We start from the raw sequence: 17895 nt of genomic DNA on the forward strand, positions 1-17895 counted from the left end.
GAGACCGTACTTTGGCTCGAACAGGTCCCACAGCAGGAGTCACCCATCCAAACTCCTGGAGGCGGCATTTTAAAAAAGACAAAAAAAATAAAGGCCTACCACTAGCCTTTATTTTTGCGAGAAATTAAAATCAGAGCCTACCACTAACTCCGATTCCTAAGCAGTTGAGAAGGAGTACTACTTTTCAAAAAGGATAACAATGAAAATATTGTTAGGTTTATACATCTCGCTTATATAACCAAATTAATTATAAGTCCAATATAAAAACATTTCTACAATTAAGGAAATATATTTTGATTAAAATAGCAATATATTAAAACAATTCACTTAATGGCATGCATTATTTTGTTGAGTTTGTGAAATCCACTGACACAAATTAGTTATCATGTCATAATCTAGATATTGAGAATCTGTTGATTTCATATGAAATATTCAAAATAGTATAAGTATTTTATATAAAGTTGAAAGCATACGCCGATAAATATGAGGCATAATGATGACAATAAATGAGAAGAATTGCATATGGGTTTCTAAGGTATTTTGATAGAAGGGTGGTAACATTTTGAAACAAGTTAAGGTTTCCAATGTTGAACGAGATAATTTTATTCGTTCCATTGAAGAGTCTGTTGGATCCTTCAATTTAGGTTCAGAAGGTTCGTTGATAGACTTGGTGTTTAAACAACTTAAACAATTTGAGTATAACGATAACCTTGAGGTTGAGTTGATTAATTTTCGACGTGAATTAATTAAATATGATATGGATACAGGTCATCGCCACAGTCGCGATGTTGAGGAACTGTTATTTAAAATTAAAAATCGTAATTTACCATATATTTAATATAATGTAGGAATATTTAATTATTCCTGCATTTTTTTATTTTTAAGATGATATTATGATTTTGAGGTGATTAAATGACAAAAATTTATCAACAAATGATTCAAGATGTTCCTATTTTAGAAGTTACACCTGAAGAACCATTTCACAAACAATTGCCGTTAGTCATTTTTTATCACGGCTGGCGCTCTAGTAAAGAACTAGTTTTGACCCAAGCTCGAAAATTAGCACAAAAAAATATCCGAGTTGTCTTACCCGATGCTATGAATCATGGGCAAAGAATCACAGATATTTCGTCAATTCCATCATTTACTTTTTGGAATAGCATTCAAGGAAATTTATCCGAATTTTCTTTGATCAGAGATTATTACAAGGATAAGGATTTGATCAAAGATGGAAAAATTGGAGTTGGCGGTTACTCTATGGGTGGCATGACGACTGGTGCTTTGTTGACAGCTCATCCGGAAATCACTGCAGCCGCCATTATTATGGGGACACCTGATTTAGCTTTGTATGCCAAGTTAGTTCGTCAAGATGCCAAACGTCGGGGAATTTATGTGCCTGAAGATTTAGAAAAGTTGACTGGCTGGATCAATGATTATGATTTGAGTCAGCATCCGGAAAAAATCAATCATCGTCCACTGTTATTTTGGCATGGTACTAATGACTATCGGATTCCTTATCGGCAATCGAAAGACTTCTTTGATCGAGTTCATGGTGAAAGTTATGCTGACCAAGTGGCTTTTATTACTGGTTATAAAGCAGGACATTTAGTTGAAACACGATTGATGGATAAGGTGGCTAATTTCTTCGAGTATTATTTAGAGTAGGTGGGAGTGCCGCAGGCAGGAGCAATAATTTTTTTGCTGCTGTGGGGACCGACTGGAGCCAAGGTCTCCAGTCTCGATTTTGAGCCTTGCAAAAACCGCAAGTCTCAAAACTCGTCCCGTGGTGTAAAGGCTAAAGCCTTAACGCCACCTGCACTGCTGCAAAAAATTATTGCTCCTGCCTGCTAGTTGGTTGGTTATATGATGGTTATTGTTTTAAATCTTTTTGATATAAACCCAAAATGGAATAAGACTATTACAGTTAAAAAGCTCCTATTAAAAAATAATTGAATTTTTTAATAGGAGCTTTTACTATAGAGCCATTATTATTTTGCTGCTTTAAATAAGATAAATAAATTAATCAAACCAAGGATAACTAAAACGATAAAAGCATGTTGTGTCCCGATGGCTGTTGCTGTGGCGGTGCTTAGATGAGTGTTGCTTTGACTTTGGGCGATAATGGCTGCCACGATTGAGGTTCCGGTTGCTCCGGCGAACTGTTGTAATGTGGTTAAAACGGCATTTCCGTCGGCTTGATTTTTATCTGATAAGTATTTCAATCCGTTGGTCATAATATTTCCGGATGATAATCCCATACCAAACATGTAGAGGATATATGTCCAGATGATCATGTTGTTGGTCAAATGCATGCTGAAAATGGCGAATAGGATTAGGGAAATATCAGCACAAGTTACACCGAATAAAATTGGTCGTCTTGCACCTAGTTCGTCAAGAATTTTACCACCTAGTGGCGCTAGAATGGCACCAACGACACCGGCTGGGAAGACTGCTAAACCGGCGATGGTTGCTGAACCATGATTTACTAGTTGAATATAATTTGGCAAAATAAAGGCAAATCCTAGGGATAAAATTTGGAAAATAAAGAAACTTAGGACATGACTGCTGAAGTGAATGTTTTTCAAAACGTTTAAATTAATAATTGGTTCATCAATTTTGGTTGAGCGCATAACGAAACTGACTAAACCGATAATTCCAATCAAAAAGGCGAGGATAACAATTAGATTGGGATTGCTCATATTACTGAATCCAAAAATTAAACCGGAAAAGGTTAATATCAAACTGATTAAACTGAGAAAATCAAACTTGGTTTTCTGAATCGGGCTTTTTTGGTGAATATTTTTAATACCTAGGAAAAATGAAATAATTAAAATTGGTAATAAAATGACGAAAATATAACGCCAACCGAATGAATTAATTACTAGACCACCGAATGTTGGTCCGATGGCTGGAGCAACGGCAGTAATTAAAGTACCAATTCCCATCATGAAACCAATTTTTGATTCAGGTACATTTTCTAAAATAATGTTGAACATTAGTGGCAAGGCGATACCTGTTCCTAAACCTTGGATAACTCGTCCCAATAGTAGAATTGGAAAAGTCGGTGCAATGGCATCAACAATAACACCACAGATGAAAAATAAGTTAGCAAAAATAAAAAGTGCTTTAGTTTTGAAATTCTTTTTGAAAAATGATGATAGGGGAACAACGATAGCAACGATTAACAAATAGATTGTTGTCATCCATTGAACGGTTGAAGTAGTTACGTTGAACTCTTTCATCAAGGTGGGGAATGAAATATTCATGGATGTTTCGACGATTACCCCACAAAAGGACATTAATCCTGTGGCTATGACAGCTAGCAGAACGCGCACAGGAATCTTTTCTGATTTTGGCATTAAATGTTATCTCCATTGGTATAGAATTTAAGAATTTTTTCAAAAGTCGCAATTTCGTCTTTAGAAAAGTTTTCTTCGAGTATTTCTTGTTGGCGTTTCATAAATTGATTGATATCTGTTTCTAAACTATGCGACTTTTCAGTCAGATAAACTGATTTTTGGCGTGCATCAGATTTGGCAGATTGTCGCCGAATTAAGTCTCTTTTCTCCATTCTTTGAAGTAGAACGGTGGCAGTTGAACGTTGAATAAAGAATTCTTTTTCAATATCACGTTGCAATATTTCTTGGTCACCTTGGCGACTTAAATAGTCGATAATGGACATTTGCATCCAAGTCATATCATATTTACGGGCGAAGAGATCAAAGCCTTTAGTGATTTGATTTGCGGCGACCTTTAACAGTCGATTTGTGTATTTTTTTGACATACTGAACCTCAACTTTTATACAAATCGTTAGTTGACTAACGTTTTGTTATCATACACCATTTTTTTGTAAATTCAAAGAGTTTATGAGGTTTTAGAAGAATGGTATTCAAAAAGGACCAGATAAATTTTTCTGGTCCCTTTAAGTGGGTGTAAATATTCGTTTTTGAACTGAATTTATTAGATTATAAAGTTTAAAAGATTCAAAACATACTTTAAGTCTTGGTAATCAAAATTAACCAATCTAAACAGTAATACTCCAATTTAAAGAATAAACTAGCCGGAAGAAACAAGAATTTAGATCGCTGTGAAAGTGGCGTTATGGCTTTAGCCATTACACCACGGGACGAGTTTTGAAATTCGCGTACTTTTCGAAGTTCAAAATCGAGATTGAAGACCGTTTTTTGACTTCAATCGGTCCCCACAGCGACCTAAATTTCTTGTTTCTGTAGGCGGCCTATTATCATTCTTCCATATTTAACTTTTAGTTTTAAATAACCCGATATTGTAAGTTTAACAACCGATTTCTCAAGATTTTGCCATTAGTTGATTTAGGAAATTTATCAATCAGTCGGAATTCGGTCGGAACTTGATAATCAATTAGATTATGTTTCCCAAATTCATTTAAACTTTCGCTAGTTAAAAAGGCGTTATCCTGTGTCGTCAAATAAGCAATGGGAACTTCCTTACCATCTTGATCATCAATGCCAACGACACAAATATCAATGATTCCGTTGATACTGTGATAAATATTTTCAACTTCTTCGGGATAAATGATTTCATTATGTGAATGAATCAAGTCGGCTTGACGTCCCTTGATATAGAGAAAGTTGTCGTCATCTAAGTAACCAACATCGCCTGTTTTGAAAAAGCCATCTTCAGTGAATCTTTGTTGATATAGTTCATGATTATTAAGATAGCCAACAGCGACGGTTGGTGATTTAACTTCGATGTTACCGATATTATCTTGGTTGATATTAGTGATCCGAATTTGCGTAGTGAAGAATGGTTGTCCGCAAGAACCAGTTTTAATTTCGGCGTCATTGAAGTTCAATGCTGAAATATTAGAAGTGGTTTCGGTCATGCCGTAAGATTGTAAAACCGGAATATCGAGCATATTGCAGCGCAACAAAGTCCAATTGTCGATTTGACCCGTTCCTAAGAAAATACATCTGAATTTATCGTTATAACGCTCACCTTTAGGCAAAGCATTCAATAATTCACGTAATCTTGTCGGAGTTAGAGAAATAATCGTAGCGTGTTCGTTGATTAAAACTTTATTGATGTGATCAATATCGAAACCGTCAATCAAATAGACACCGATACCATAGATTAATGAACGCATGATAATAATAAAACCAGGCACGTTGAAAAGTGGCAATGACAATACCCAAGCGTCTTGTTTATTAATACCAAGGTTCAAAGCTGTACCAATGGCAGAGTAAAAGTAGTTTCCATACGTTAACATAACGCCTGTATCATGTTTGTCAGCGTTAGGAGTATAGAAAATAGCCGATACATCTTGTTCATTAAATTCAGTTAACGGTTGATAACTGTAATTCTTTTTCAGACTCAAAATATCGGACATCATCGTTTTAGACCAAACTATTTGATCGAGTTCAGTTTTATTAACAGAATCACTAATTAAGATTGTTTTGGGTTGGCAATCGTTTATTTGATAGCGCAAAGTTTCTTGAGGTAGTTCGGTATCAAGGAAAATAGTTCGTGCTCCCAACTGTTGAAGTGCTAAAATGGCAACGTAGCCATTAAAACAATTATCAGAAAATAAAGCGACGGGGTCATTTTGGCGAATACCGCTGGCAAATAATTTACTAGCAAATAGCTGAACTGTCGAATTGAGTTCACTGAAAGTAAAATCCGCGTGTTCAAGAATCAATGCGATTTTATCTGGATCGAGTTTTGCACGTTTGACTAACCAATTTTCCAAAATATGACCTCTTTTCGTTTAGAAATTTGATACGATTGAAATACTATATATGATTGTAAAACATAATTTGAGTGAATTTTTACTAATTATTGAAAAAAACTGAGGTATGAAATGAGTTTATTAAGCGATATGGGAATAGAAGTTGTCGAAAAGGGCAAACACAAGGTTGTTTTGGAAATGGAGTTAACACCAGAACATCTTGAAATGGAAAAAAACAAAGTTGGCAGTATTAATGCAATGCTTTCGGAAACAGCTGCCAGTATCGGAGCCAATTTGAATCTTGAACAAGACGATTCTGCTGCTATCACAGGTGTGAATGTTCACAACTTGAATTCATTTAAGCTGGGCAAGTTAGTGGTTGAAGCTATTTCAGTTCGTAACGGGGAAAACGTTCAAACTTGGCAGGCCACTACTCATTTTGATAAGAGTGCAATTGCTAACGGTTTGAGTATCGTAATGTTAAAAAAAATCCAGATCTAGCCACGGTAGATTCTGGAGTTAATAATTTCGAAGAAGGCTAAGATGATTAAGCTTAATCCGAATAATTGATAAATAAAAATAATTGTTTTTGAAGGGTTCAGGATAAACACAATACCTGCCAGCATCAAAAGTGCTGAATAAAAGTAGTCCAGGTATGGTGTTACCGGAACCCTTTTTGTCATCTCATGAGAATCACGATATTGGTTGATACCGTTGACTAGAAGGATAATACCCAAAACTGGTGGCACAAGCGGAACTAGCAAACGGGCAAAGAGCAGGACAGCTAAAGCCAAAAATAATTCCCCAACACCTAGACCGACCGCAATATTATTTTCCCCGGTTGTTCGTCGAATACTAAGCCCATCGAAAATTGATAGAATCCCATAAATAGCAATGTAACTAGATACAATATAAATAACGATGTCAAAACTTTTAATCGGTTCAATGACAATCAAAATACCTGCAACAAGCAGGAAGATAAAACGTAACCAACGGTAAAGTTGGAATTGTCTAACCATTTTTTAACTCCCCCAATAATAACTTTGTGTTTGCCGTCTCCAGAACCGAGAAAAGCTTAAACTGGCTGTGCGGACCGGATCGAGCCAAGGTCTCGCTCCTCGGTTTGAAGCCTTGCAAGCAAGTCTCCAAACACGCCCGGTGCTGTAAGGCCGAAAAAAGCACTCGACCTAACACCACTTTCACTGCCAGTTAAGCTTTCTCGGTTCTTCCGACTATTTTATTTTATGAATTCATTTTTCTATAACTTGATATGTATCTAATGATTAAAAGGTTCTAAATAGTCTTTAAGTATCGATACTCTAATAATTCAGAAAATTAAAAAGCAACAAATAAACTAGCCGGAAGGAACAAGAATTTAGGTCGCTGTGCAGGTGGCGTTATGGCTTCAGCCATTACACCACGGGACGAGTTTTGAAACTCGCGGTTTATGCGAGGTTCAAAATCGAGATTCGAGACCGTTCTTTGGCTCGAATCGGTCCCCATAGCGACCTAAATTACTTGTTCCTGGAGGCGGCATTCCCAAAAACAAACACAATTTGTTAACTTATAAATACATAATACCAGAAATGTCTTAAAATAAAATCACTGTTAGAAAAATATTTCACAATCTTTCAAACTGGATTATATAATATGACACTATATCAATGCTGGAGCAAATTTCTTTTATTGTGAAAATATTGTGGTACGTTATATATGATGTTAAAAGATATCGCTTTCTTTAGCGGTAAATTTAAATAACGATGTGTTAGGAGACTGGTATTATGGCTGTTCGTGCATCTGATAAAATGGTTGATGTTTTAGCAAAGTGGGGTGTAGATAATATCTATGGTCTGCCAGGGGATTCGGTTGATACGACGATTGATGCGTTATATCGTGCTCAAGATAAAATTACGTTTACGCATGTTTTGCATGAAGAGGTAGCGGCATTGTCTGCCGCAGCACATGCTAAATTAACGGGTAGATTAGGCGTCTGCTTGTCGATTGGTGGTCCGGGAGCGATTCACTTGTTGAATGGACTTTACGATGCCAAGATGGATCACGTACCAGTGTTGGCAATTCTGGGACAAGTACAATCAAAATTGCTCAATACGGACTTTTTCCAAGAAGTTGATACACATGTCTTGTTTGATGATGTAGCTGTTTACAACAAAATAATTATGGACCCACAATCGTTACCACGGATTATGGATGAAGCTATCAGAACGGCTATTTCGAAAAAAGGTGTAGCTGTCTTGACGATTCCAGATGATATTCCTGATCACATGATTAAAGATAATTTCACACCAAATGTCGATAATTTTCAAATGGAAAACTATAAGGTCGACGACAACCAAATCAAGCATGCTTTGGAACTAATCAAAATCCACTCCAATCCGATTGTTTTAGCTGGTGTTGGTATCAAGCATGCTAAAAAAGAAATGAAGGAATTTATTGAGAAGTATAAAATTCCAATTATTTTAACAATGCCTGCCAAAGGATTAGTTGATGATGATCATCCATATAATTTAGGACAGCTTGGTAAATTGGGGACGAAACCTTCGTTTGAAATGATGCAAAAAGCTGATTTAGTCATCATGGTTGGGACAGATTATCCATATGCACCTTATTTGAATAAGAAAGTCGATGCTATCCAAATTGATGTTAACGCTGATCGATTAGGCAAACGTCGACATGTCAACCTTGCTATTCAAGCCGATGCTAAGGAAGCCTTGGCGCGTCTCAATGAATTAGGTGAAACTGTTAGCGAACGGCCTTATTTGGATGAAGCAATTAGTAAAATTGGACAATGGCGCAGTTGGATGCATGATGTTTATTCTAAGAAGCACCAAGGTGTCTTACCATCATTGATGTTCCACAATCTTAGTCAAAGCGCTCCTAGTGATACGATTTGGTCAATTGATGTCGGAACTTCAACAGCCTTTGGCGCACGTTTTCTAACAGCTAAATCCAGTCAAGATTACACAATTTCGGCATGGTTAGGAACAATGGGCTGTGCATTACCAGGTGCCATTGCTGCTAAAAAAGATTTCCCAGACCGTCCCGTTTATGCTGTAGCAGGTGATGGGGCCACAGCCATGGTCATGCAAGATTTTGCCACGGCCGTCAGATATAATTTGCCAATGTTGTATGTTGTTTTGAATAATAAATTATTGGCGTTTATCGAATATGAGCAACAATCAGCTGGCCAACAAAATTACGGTATTAGTTTGCCAGAAATAGATTTTGCTAAAGTAGCTGAAGCTTGCGGTGGAATTGGCGAACGAATCACAACTGATGAAGAATTCTCAGCAGCTATTAAGAAATACCGTCATCCTGAAAAGCCAGTATTGTTGGACGTGGCAGTGACAGATGAAGCTCCATTGCCAGGGAAAATTATGATGGACGAAGCTAAAGGATATGCTAAATTTGGCTTTGATCATTTAGTCGATAAGAAGTCATTACCAGAGTTACCACCAATGAAAGAAATTCTACGTTCATTCTTATAGAATATTTATTATGATCATAATAGGAAATTATTAAGAAATATGATATAAATAATACTTAACGAAAAAGAACACCTCATAAAGAAGTGTTCTTTTTTAATGGAATTGATTATATTTTCTGATAGTGTTTTTCGTATAAAAATTAGTTAAGTTAAAATCCCTAAAATAAAAGAGTAAACCTAGCCGGAGGGGGAGAAGATAGAGCCAGCAGGAGGGTACTGTTAGGACTGCGAAGCAGTTCTTACAGTACGGGACGAATTTTGAGACTTGCGAACTGTGCAAGGCTCAAAATCGAGCTCCGAGACCTTGGCTCGGAGCGGTCCCCACAGCGGCTCTATCTTTCTCCCCCTCCGGCGGCACTTTACAAGGGACTGAATTCCTTTATAACATACTCACTAGGGAATGATTTATTTTTATTTAAATACTTTTGATACCGAGTTTTATTATTAATCTCGTTATAAGCATCTTCGAGTTGTGACATCGTATATTTTTGTGTCAACTCGTCGGCAGATATTTTGTAGAAATTGGACATGTATTCTAACAACTTTTTTTCATCGTTAATCATGATAAAAGCCTCCGACATCATAATAATTCCGGAGTTCATTATTAGCAACTCTTCATAAATTAAAATATCTTTAATTTTTCTTTAACCTGAAGATACCGTCATGACGCCTCGTAAACCTGTTTACCCTTAATTGTGTAGGATTTAACTTTCATAAAAATCTTGCAACTAAATTAAAAAACCATTAAAATGGCAATATTTCAATAATAAAAATTTAGGGGGTGTTATTATGACGACGCAAAATATAGATCATGATCACGAGGTGGACCACCGCTTGATTAAGAACGAAAATAAGTACTATGCACAAGCTTCACGAATCAATTACTACGATTTGGTCATAGAATCAGCACACGATGCAACTTTGATCGATGCTGATGGAAATGAGTACATTGACTTGTTAGCCAGTGCATCAGCTATCAACGTTGGTCATACGAATGAAAAGGTTGTTAAAGCTATCCAAGAGCAGGCCGAAAAACTGATTCATTACACACCTGCCTATTTCCATCATCGTCCAGCTCAAGAATTGGCCGAACGTTTGGCTAAATTGGTGCCAGGTAGTCCGAAGAAGGTTGTTTTTTCCAATTCTGGTTCAGAGGCCAATGATGCTATCATCAAGTTTTCTCGAGCATATACTGGACGCCAATATATCGTTTCATATATGGATGCGTATCATGGCTCGACTTACGGTTCCATGGCGCTATCTGGAGTTAGTTTGAACATGACTCGTAAAATGGGTCCGTTGATGCCGGGAGTTGTTCATGTGCCATATCCTGATTTATATCGACGATATCCTAACGAAACAGAACATGATGTGGCGTTACGTTATTTTGAAAGTTTTAAGGAACCATTTGAAAGTTATTTGCCAGCTGATGAGGTTGCTTGTGTTTTGATCGAACCTATTCAAGGGGATGGCGGAATTCGTAAAGCACCTGAGGAATATATGCAGCTAGTTTATGAATTTTGTCATGAACACGGAATCCTTTTTGCCGTTGATGAGGTTAATCAAGGCATGGGACGAACTGGTAAAATGTGGAGCTATCAACAATTTCAGGGCATCGAACCCGACTTGATGTCTGTTGGAAAATCGCTAGCTTCTGGAATGCCTTTGTCGGCTACGATTGGGAAAAAAGAAATTATGGAAAGTTTAGATTCACCAGCTCATGTATTTACAACTGCTGGTAATCCCGTCTGTTGTGCCGCTGCTTTAGCCACATTGGATGTACTGGACGAGGAAAATCTTTTTGAAAGATCGATAACAGAAGGTGCCTACGCTGAACAAAGATTTCAAGAGATGCAAAAGCATTACCAAGAAATTGGCGATGTAAGAATGTATGGCCTTGACGGCGGAATTGAACTAGTCAAAGACCGTGAATCAAAAGAACCTAATCCTGATTTTGCTAACAAAGTGATTTATTATGCATTTCAACACGGAGTGGTTATGATTACACTAAAGGGCAATATTCTTAGATTTCAACCACCACTAGTCATTAGCCGTGAAGAATTGGACGAAGCGCTCGACGTTTTGGATAACGCTTTTGCCGCAGCAGAAAATAATCAAGTAATTATTCCAAGTAATGAGAAAATTGGTTGGTAAAAAGGGAGAGAATTTTTTTATGAGTGATTTTTTTAAACGTTTGACCTTAAAAGAAGATCCGAGTATATACGAGGATAAAGATTCACATTTAGTTCGAGTTTTAACAGTTAAGGATTTCTTGGCATTAGGTGTTGGGACAATTGTTTCCACATCAATCTTTACATTGCCAGGTGTCGTTGCCGCTGAACATACTGGTCCATCAGTTGTCTTTTCATTTATCGGTGCCGCAATTGTGGCTGGCTTAGTTGCTTTTGCCTATGCTGAAATGGCTGCTGCTATGCCGTTTGCTGGTTCGGCGTATTCATGGATCAATGTTATGTTTGGTGAATTTTTCGGCTGGGTCGCAGGTTGGGCCTTGTTAGCTGAGTATTTCATCGCGTTAGCCTTCGTTGGATCGGGGTTATCCGCCAACTTCAGGGGGCTGTTGGAGCCGATTGGGATTCATTTCCCGAATGCCATTGCTAATACTTTTGGCAGTAATGGTGGAGTCGTTGATTTGGTTGCTGTCTTGGTAATCGCGGCTGTTGCGTGGCTGATTTCCCATGGTGCCGGTGGTGCCGCTAAAGTGGAAAATGTTTTGGTTATTTTAAAAGTGTTAGCTGTTCTAACTTTTATCGTGGTTGGATTGACTGCCATTCACGTTGAGAATTATTTCCCATTTATTCCTAAATATCGTGTTAATCCCGATGGGACAGCCTTTGGTGGTTGGCAAGGAATTTATGCAGGTGTTTCAATGATTTTCCTATCATATATCGGATTCGATTCAATTGCTGCTAATTCAGCTGAAGCTAAAGATCCTGGGAAAACGATGCCGCGTGGTATTTTAGGCTCATTGTTGATTGCTGTTGTCTTGTTCGTTGCCGTTGCACTTGTTTTAGTTGGAATGTTTAAATATTCATCATATGCAAATAATGCTGAACCTGTTGGCTGGGCCTTGAGACATGCGGGTCATCCTATTATTGCTAGTGTGATTCAGGCAATCGCCGTTATCGGGATGTTCACGGCTTTAATCGGAATGATGTTAGCTGGTTCACGACTAGTTTATTCATTTGGACGTGATGGAATGTTGCCTAGTTGGTTAGGAAAATTGAATAACAAAAATCTTCCCAATCATGCCTTACTGGTAATTTCTATTGTCGCTATCGTTATCGGAGCCTTTTGTCCATTCGCATTCTTAGCACAATTGATTTCAGCAGGTACCTTGATTGCATTTATGTTCGTTTCCTTAGGGATTTATCCATTGAGACGTCGAGAAGGTAAAGATATTGCTATGCCAGACTTCAAAGTGCCATTGTATCCAGTCTTACCAGCACTTGGTTTTATCGGATCACTAATTATTTTCTGGGGACTTGATATCGAAGCTAAGACATACGCTGGTATTTGGTTCGCTATTGGCTTAGTTGTTTACTTTGGTTATGGAATGCATCATTCAACGTTAGGTAAAAAAGCTGATGCAGAGAAGAAAAATAAATAATAGTTTCAAACAAAGCAGGCTGGTTTGAGCCTGCTTTTTTGATACACTTTAGTTCAAGATAAAACTAATAAGAGGATTGATTATGGCTAATACACGAATTTTTCAGATGACATTTAGTAGTATTTATCCAATGTATATGCAAAAAGTGGAACGAAAAGGGCAGCCTAAAGAGAATGTTGATACGGTGATTTGTTGGCTGACCGGTTATGATAAGGCTGGTTTGGACAGGCAAATTACTGAGGAAACTACTTTGACTGAATTTTTTGAACAAGCGCCACAGATGAATCCCAATGTTTCGCTCATAACTGGTGCGATTTGTGGTGTTAGGGTGGAAAATATTGATGATCCTTTGATGCAGAAAATTCGTTATATGGATAAATTAGTTGATGAAGTTGCCAAGGGTAAGGCGATGGAGAAGATTTTACGGAAATAGAACGCAAAAAAAAGAGCCTGCAGGAAAATTCTGGTCTCTTTTTTGAGTATATGGAAATTCATATTAAAACTGGCTTGTTTTTGTCTAAAAAATGAATCTGGATACAAAAAAAGCCCCCATATGTGGACGGATATGGGAGCATCTATGTTTTCCTCTATGTTGTCAGCTGACTTGTAAGGAGAAAACTAACCGAAGAAATCCGATAATATTGAAGGAAAACAAGTATTATCTACTTGCACTCGCATCCGGACAAATGCGAGACCTAAGTATATCATGAGTATGTCAAGATATAAACTCAAAATTCAATCGAATTTGTTTTACAATTTGTATAAAAAGTATTATTTATTTCTAAAAGTCAATGATATCAACTCTTATCGGTGAAAAGATAATGCCAATTTAGAAAATAGTAAAAAATTATGAGTATTTAATGTGTCACTTTTTCAGATTAGAACTATAATGGTCTTGTAACAAAGGAGGTTGTTGAATTATGGCAGAAGTAGATCCATCAAAGATGGCTGATGCAGCCATTGCAAAAGAACCAGAAGTATTAAACCTAAAGATGAGTGAGGCTTTCGACTGGAGCGATGATGATACAGTTGTTCGTGACGCAATCTGGGATTATTTCATGGAGAACAACAATCACGATACAGTTAAGACAGAAGAAGCTGAAAAACCATTCCTTGATATGAAGGATGAAGAAGTACGCGATTTTGTTGAAAAAAACCTTAAAAAATAAATCTTTAATTTTCCTTTAGACTTCGAGATGCGATGTCTAAAGGATTTTTTTTATGCACTTTTTTAAAATAATTTGATATAACATGAGGTTATTTTGGGGATGGTAATAGGCCGTCTCCAGAAGCAAGAAATTTAGGTCGCTGTGGGGACCGATTGAAGCCAAAAAGCGGTCTTCAATCTCGATTTTGAACTTCGCAAAGTTCGCGAAGTTCAAAACTCGTCCCGTGGTGTAAGGACTAAAGTCCTAACGCTACCTTCACAGCGACCTAAATTCTTGCTTCTTCCGACTAGTTTATTCTTTGATTTGGGTTGTAAATAAATTGGAGTATTGTGGTTTATGTTTACTTTTGCATAAATGATGACTATAGTATCAAGGCTTAAAGTATATTTTGAATCTTTCAGCATTTAGTAAGTGATTAAAATAAATACAAAAGACCATACCAATAAAGGCATGATCTTTTATTTTTCCTTAGAATCTTTATAAACCATAGTCACCACGTCATCGACAACACTAAATAGGAAGTCCATGACTCGTTTTTTAAATGCGTTACTAGCAATAAAGTTGGTGGATTGATGAACAATAAATTCCGTAACGACTTTTGGTGCATGAATTCTCGAAATTTTCTTCATATTATCTCATCCTCCGACGTAATTTTTTGAACATCTTCTTGAGAAAACGATTGGGAGTCTCGTTTGCCAAATGGTCGTATGCTAAATAGTGCAGTTGCCGTTTAGAAAGCGATGGATCTTCAGCCAACTTCAATTCAAGATAGCCGTATAGTTCTTGGGGTTTGAGTTTGGTATTCTTGGTAAATTTATCCATTCGTTGATCAACTTCATGTTCAATCGCTTCATGGATATTGCCATAAGACAAACCATTGGGCAAAATTTTCCTATGGTCGTGTAGTTCATGTTCGACATGTAATTTTAAATTAAGTTTCGTTTCGTCATTAAAATCATCGATTTTTTGCGTTACGTCAGATAATTTTTTGTCATGAGTCAAATCATTCACCCCTCGCATCTTGCTATCTACAATTATAGTCGCAATTATGGGGGATGCCAAAAATGTGCATTAAAAAAGCCTCCTGTGCCAGGAGGCTTTCTTCTATATTAGGGAGGAAGGTTATATTAGTTTGTTTATATATATTTCGCATATATTAGTAAATTATCATTCTTGTTTACCAATTACTATATTAGATGATAAATGTGAAGAAAATGTGAAATACGGAAATATAATTTTCGAATCCCTAATTATTGTGTAACTGATGTAGCAAATTCAGGCTCGCTTGTAACGTTGTTTTGAGCATCAGCTTGATTTAATTGCATGTTTGAACTTTGTGTCCATTCATTAGTCGAAACTTGATAGAAAGTGTGACCATATTTATTTTGAACCATTTGACCAACTTTCCATTGTGAACCATCTTGGAGTTGACGACCGGAAAATGAATCCATTGACGTATCATAGACATCTGCTGGACCATTGACGACTGTACCGACGACTGGTTGTTGTGACTGTTGAGTAGTTTGTGTTTGCGTAGTTTGAGGGCTAGCAATATTTAAATTACTTGCAGCAACATATTCATCAGTGGCGATTTGAATGTAACTAGCACCATTGATTGTTACTGTAGGACCAACATTCCAAACTGAACCAGCTGGCAACATGACACCACTAACTGCTTGACCTTGGCTATTAACCACGGCCGTAGTCCACTTAGTTGTACCTGTTTGACCAGAGTTAGCAACTTGAGTTTCGTAGGAACTTTGTGCCTGTGCTTGTGTCTGTGTTGTTTGAGCTTGATTGCTGATATTCAAATTATTGGCAGCAATCCATTCGTTTGTCGCAACTTGATAGTAAGTTACGCCATTGAGTTGTTTAGTACTGCCGAGCTTCCAAGAACTATTGTTTGGAAGGAAAGTACTGGTGATAGCTTGACCCTGATCATCAACCAAGATGCCACTACCATTAACAGTGCCAACTAAACCAGTTTCTGTTGTATCTATATCTGCCGCACTTACGGTTTGAGGTGACAAATTAGACAGAACGGTTGGAGCAATTAATAAAGCTAATGCTGAGCCGATTAAAACATTATTCTTTTTCATCGAGTACGTGCTATGTAAAATATGGATAAATGTAAAAATTATTTGGGTTCTTACATTTAGAAAAGTTACATATTTCCTTTCTTAATTTTACTTACTGCCGTTATAACATTAGTATTCCAATATTCCACGGAGGAGTAATCACATTGACCAACTATGACAGTTTAAGGACTTAGCCAGCCCCATTAAAATTGTTTTTATATTAAGTCTAGTAAATTGGCAACGGCATTTTTATCACGATCAAGTACTAATCCACAGTTGTAACAAACGTATTCGTTATGCCTTGTTTTATGATTTGTGTTTCCCTGGAGAGTAAGTTTGTCATTGCCAGTTTTAATATGTTGGCATTTTGAGCATCGTTGTGTTGAAGGGTAGTATTTATCAGCGAGGATTAGCTCTTTACCATACCATCTGCACTTATAGCTTAGTAATTGTCGAAAATATCCGAACATGGAGCGGTGCAATCCTTTAGAAGCAACGTGACTCATTTTCATGTCTTTAACTGATAAGTCCTCAATAACAATCTTGTCATAATCAGTAACAAGTTTTGTGGTGAATTTGTGAACTAGATCATGTTGTATGTAGGCAACCTTATGGTAGTTGTTGCGCAACTTGATTTTCATTGCTCTATAACTATTACTTTTGGTTGCTTTTCTGCCATTGACAATTCGTTTGTGAGCTAGTTTTTTTTGGTAGAACCTAATTTGCTGATATAAATCATCCAATTGTTTGGGTAATGTTCTGATAATACCATTAGTGTAATTAAAATGTCCGACATTTACATCAACAGCAGAATTATTACCAGTTTTAATCTTTGATTTAAGGTTGACATCAAAAAAGAAATTAGCCCAATATTTATCATCTTCACGATAAATATTAGTGATTCTAAGTGTTCCGAATAAGTCAATGTTTTTACTAATCCGTATATCGTACCAATATTTTGCACCACAGGGTCTATCTAAACGAAGTTTACCATTAACTACTTTTGCTCGATCAGTTTTAAAACCCTGACGTGGGGCCCTTTTAGATTTAAAAGTTGGCTTGCCCCAATCAGGTTTTGCTTTGGTAAGAAAGTTTTTCCAAGCTTTTCCCAAATCCGCGATTGCCAGTTGCAGAGTCCGAGCCGACAGATTGTATTGCCAATCAGCCTTATTAGCTACTAGTTCATTCCGCACAGCGTATGCGCTGGGACGTGGACTGGTAGAATCAATTGTATATAAATCATACATATCATTCCAAATGGCTAAACCGTGGTTCCAACAAAAACGTCTATAATCACAAAGTTTATCAAGATTTTCTTTCATGTGACGATTTGGATACAATCTAACCTTTTGCGATTTAATCATAAATTTAACCTCCATCAGAACTCATGTTCTGATGTGGTAATTTTAACATCATAAACTATCCACAAACAACAAGGTAAAATTCTCCAAAACGTTGATTCTATGCCATAGCTAATCCTTAAATATCGGTACTCCTATTTGGAATAATAAAACTAAGCTACACCATACCTGTACGATTCATTCCATATTTATTTTCTATGAATTAGGTAGATGCTAATAAATTGTTTTATATTTGTTGCTTGTGTTTTTTCACCTCGTTATATTCTGTGGTTCAGTATAAAACTATAATGCAATGGTGAAATTCGCAATAGGTTTAAGGAACAGTTAAGAGAAATGTTATCAATTCTTTAAAATTACATTTTACTTTTTTAAGTTTTATGCTATGGTCCATAGTTATATATAGTTTGAATAATAAAAAAATGGAAACAAAACAGACTAAGCTTAGT

At 36.8% G+C, this 17895-nt stretch carries 17 protein-coding genes; 8 read left to right on the top strand and 9 right to left on the bottom strand.

Annotation, left to right across the window (positions count from 1 at the left end):
* The first annotated feature begins 562 nt into the window (after positions 1-562).
* A complete protein-coding gene (locus FD31_RS05915; protein ID WP_057891846.1) occupies positions 563-838 on the top strand; it encodes a hypothetical protein in 276 nt (91 codons plus the stop codon).
* Positions 839-912: 74 nt separating this feature from the next.
* The gene (locus FD31_RS05920) at positions 913-1665 is read left to right on the top strand and encodes an alpha/beta fold hydrolase (RefSeq protein ID WP_057891847.1); all 753 of its coding nucleotides are present in this window, start codon (positions 913-915) and stop codon (positions 1663-1665) included.
* 323 nt (positions 1666-1988) lie between these two features.
* On the opposite strand, the gene FD31_RS05930 is transcribed toward FD31_RS05920, so the two are convergent.
* The 3 genes from FD31_RS05930 to FD31_RS05940 form a co-directional block, all read right to left on the bottom strand.
* On the bottom strand, positions 1989-3359 hold the full coding sequence (locus FD31_RS05930) for a DHA2 family efflux MFS transporter permease subunit (RefSeq protein WP_057891849.1): 1371 nt from the start codon (positions 3357-3359) through the stop codon (positions 1989-1991).
* Positions 3359-3784, bottom strand: a complete 426-nt coding sequence (locus FD31_RS05935; protein WP_057891850.1) for a MarR family winged helix-turn-helix transcriptional regulator — start codon at positions 3782-3784, stop codon at positions 3359-3361. The genes FD31_RS05930 and FD31_RS05935 overlap by 1 nt, the downstream gene beginning before the upstream one ends.
* 487 nt (positions 3785-4271) lie before the next feature.
* On the bottom strand, positions 4272-5729 hold the full coding sequence (locus tag FD31_RS05940; RefSeq protein ID WP_057891851.1) for an AMP-binding protein: 1458 nt from the start codon (positions 5727-5729) through the stop codon (positions 4272-4274).
* A gap of 111 nt (positions 5730-5840) precedes the next feature.
* Here FD31_RS05940 and FD31_RS05945 point away from each other — a divergent pair, with 111 nt between their 5' ends.
* Positions 5841-6209 carry a PaaI family thioesterase gene (locus FD31_RS05945; RefSeq protein WP_057891852.1) on the top strand — a complete coding sequence of 123 codons (369 nt, stop codon included), beginning with the start codon at positions 5841-5843 and terminating at the stop codon, positions 6207-6209.
* Here the strand turns inward: FD31_RS05945 and FD31_RS05950 are convergent.
* Complete coding sequence (locus tag FD31_RS05950; protein WP_057891853.1) at positions 6206-6727, bottom strand: DUF308 domain-containing protein; 522 nt, start codon at positions 6725-6727, stop codon at positions 6206-6208. The genes FD31_RS05945 and FD31_RS05950 overlap by 4 nt on opposite strands.
* A 762-nt stretch (positions 6728-7489) precedes the next feature.
* On the opposite strand from FD31_RS05950, the gene FD31_RS05955 reads away from it, so the two are divergent.
* Complete coding sequence (locus FD31_RS05955; RefSeq protein WP_057891854.1) at positions 7490-9214, top strand: pyruvate oxidase; 1725 nt, start codon at positions 7490-7492, stop codon at positions 9212-9214.
* A gap of 358 nt (positions 9215-9572) precedes the next feature.
* On the opposite strand, the gene FD31_RS05960 is transcribed toward FD31_RS05955, so the two are convergent.
* Positions 9573-9776 (bottom strand): hypothetical protein, encoded by a 204-nt coding sequence (locus tag FD31_RS05960; protein WP_057891855.1) that lies wholly within the window; start codon positions 9774-9776, stop codon positions 9573-9575.
* Between the two features lie 226 nt (positions 9777-10002).
* Between FD31_RS05960 and FD31_RS05965 the strand changes: the two genes are divergently transcribed.
* The 4 genes from FD31_RS05965 (at position 10003) to FD31_RS05980 (ending at position 14010) form a co-directional block, all read left to right on the top strand.
* Positions 10003-11367, top strand: a complete 1365-nt coding sequence (locus FD31_RS05965; protein WP_057891856.1) for an aspartate aminotransferase family protein — start codon at positions 10003-10005, stop codon at positions 11365-11367.
* Between the two features lie 19 nt (positions 11368-11386).
* Entirely contained in the window at positions 11387-12841 is a 1455-nt protein-coding gene (locus FD31_RS05970) for an APC family permease (RefSeq protein WP_057891857.1), read from the top strand.
* Positions 12842-12923: 82 nt separating this feature from the next.
* Positions 12924-13274, top strand: a complete 351-nt coding sequence (locus FD31_RS05975; RefSeq protein WP_057891858.1) for a DUF2200 domain-containing protein — start codon at positions 12924-12926, stop codon at positions 13272-13274.
* Positions 13275-13761: 487 nt separating this feature from the next.
* The gene (locus FD31_RS05980) at positions 13762-14010 is read left to right on the top strand and encodes a P8 family protein (protein ID WP_057891859.1); all 249 of its coding nucleotides are present in this window, start codon (positions 13762-13764) and stop codon (positions 14008-14010) included.
* Positions 14011-14468: 458 nt separating this feature from the next.
* Here FD31_RS05980 and FD31_RS14090 read toward each other — a convergent pair whose 3' ends face one another.
* The 4 genes from FD31_RS14090 to FD31_RS05995 form a co-directional block, all read right to left on the bottom strand.
* Complete coding sequence (locus FD31_RS14090; protein ID WP_157049149.1) at positions 14469-14639, bottom strand: hypothetical protein; 171 nt, start codon at positions 14637-14639, stop codon at positions 14469-14471.
* A gap of 1 nt (position 14640) precedes the next feature.
* A complete protein-coding gene (locus FD31_RS05985) occupies positions 14641-15012 on the bottom strand; it encodes a hypothetical protein (protein ID WP_147007392.1) in 372 nt (123 codons plus the stop codon).
* Positions 15013-15260: 248 nt separating this feature from the next.
* Positions 15261-16109, bottom strand: coding sequence for an SLAP domain-containing protein (locus FD31_RS05990; protein ID WP_057891861.1), 849 nt, complete (start codon positions 16107-16109; stop codon positions 15261-15263).
* Positions 16110-16303: 194 nt separating this feature from the next.
* A complete protein-coding gene (locus FD31_RS05995) occupies positions 16304-17452 on the bottom strand; it encodes an RNA-guided endonuclease InsQ/TnpB family protein (protein WP_147007391.1) in 1149 nt (382 codons plus the stop codon).
* Positions 17453-17895: the final 443 nt, after the last annotated feature.

This window comes from Companilactobacillus nantensis DSM 16982 (assembly GCF_001435815.1).
In the GTDB taxonomy this organism is placed as follows: domain Bacteria; phylum Bacillota; class Bacilli; order Lactobacillales; family Lactobacillaceae; genus Companilactobacillus; species Companilactobacillus nantensis.